The following is a 1,611-nucleotide window of genomic DNA, read 5'->3' on the forward strand; positions in this document are numbered from 1 at the left end:
TCGCCGCCGGTGTTAGCACTAAAGTATCGGCTGAAGAAGCGGTGTTAACGCCCCAACAAAAAGAAACAGATGGGTACCACGAAACTCAGCACATCCGTGATTATTACGACTCGCTATAGGAGCAAACCAATGAAATTAACAAAACGCTCAGATAGCGTGACTAAAAAAGAGAATCAATTTGGTGTGAGTCGTCGTGCCTTTATGAAAAATTCCTCTTTGGCTGCGGGGGGCGCGGTCGCAAGCGCTTGTCTGTTCGCACCGGGAATGATGAAAAAAGCAGAAGCGAAATCAGTCCCTAGCGATGCCAAAACAGAGATTAAACGAACGATTTGTTCCCACTGTTCCGTTGGTTGTGGTATCTACGCGGAGGTTCAAAACGGAGTATGGACAGGGCAAGAGCCAGCGTTTGATCACCCATTTAATGCAGGTGGGCACTGTGCCAAAGGGGCAGCACTGCGTGAGCACGGACACGGTGAACGTCGACTCAAATACCCAATGAAACTTGAAAATGGTAAGTGGAAAAAGCTGTCATGGGAACAAGCGATTAATGAAATTGGTGATAAAGCGTTAGAGATTCGTAAAGAGTCAGGGCCCGATTCTGTTTATTGGCTAGGAAGTGCCAAGCACAGCAACGAACAAGCGTATATGTTCCGTAAAATGGCCTCGTTATGGGGAACAAATAATGTCGATCACCAAGCGCGAATTTGCCATTCAACTACCGTAGCGGGTGTTGCAAACACCTGGGGCTATGGCGCGATGACCAACTCCTTTAATGACATGCACAATTGTAAGTCTGCGCTCTTTATTGGTTCTAACCCTGCTGAAGCGCATCCAGTTGCGATGCAACATATCCTAATCGCCAAAGAGAAAAACAGCTGTAAGATTGTCGTGGCCGATCCTCGCCGTACGAGAACAGCTGCCAAAGCGGATCACTATGTATCATTAAGACCTGGCTCAGACGTGGCGTTTATCTGGGGCGTGTTATGGCATGTGTTTAAAAATCAGTGGGAAGATAAAGAGTTTATCCGCCAACGTGTGTTTGGTATGGATGAGGTTCGTGAAGAAGTCGCCAAGTGGCCGCCTGAAGAAGTAGAGCGAGTGACCGGCATAACAGAAGAAGAAGTATACAAAACCGCAAAACTACTGTCTGAAAATCGCCCTGGTTGTATTGTATGGTGCATGGGCGGAACCCAACATACGACAGGTAACAACAACACTCGTGCTTATTGTATTCTCGAACTAGCGCTTGGCAACATGGGTAAGTCTGGCGGTGGTGCCAACATCTTCCGTGGTCACGACAATGTACAGGGTGCAACGGATCTTGGTGTTCTTTCGCACACGTTACCTGGTTATTACGGCCTTTCTGATGGCGCGTGGAAGCATTGGGCGGGCGTATGGGGCCTTGAGTATGAATGGGTGAAAAACCGATTCGACCAAGGAAAATACCGAGGAAAGCTGCCAATGAACAATATGGGAATTCCCGTTTCTCGTTGGATCGATGGCGTTTTAGAAAATAAAGAAAATATTGAGCAAAAAGACAATATCCGCGCCATGTTCTATTGGGGTCACGCGGTCAACTCACAAACCCGTGGCGTCGAAATGCGAACGGCC

1 protein-coding gene is annotated in these 1,611 nt (G+C 47.9%); it reads left to right on the forward strand.

Annotation, left to right across the window (positions count from 1 at the left end; all coding sequences use genetic code 11):
- Positions 1 to 129 precede the first annotated feature (129 nt).
- Positions 130 to 1,611: molybdopterin-dependent oxidoreductase (locus ACP45E_RS00445; RefSeq protein WP_141707152.1), on the forward strand; the 1,482-nt coding region annotated here is incomplete at its 3' end.

Origin of the sequence: Vibrio genomosp. F10 str. 9ZD137 (genome assembly GCF_049974785.1) — a bacterium.
In the GTDB taxonomy this organism is placed as follows: domain Bacteria; phylum Pseudomonadota; class Gammaproteobacteria; order Enterobacterales; family Vibrionaceae; genus Vibrio.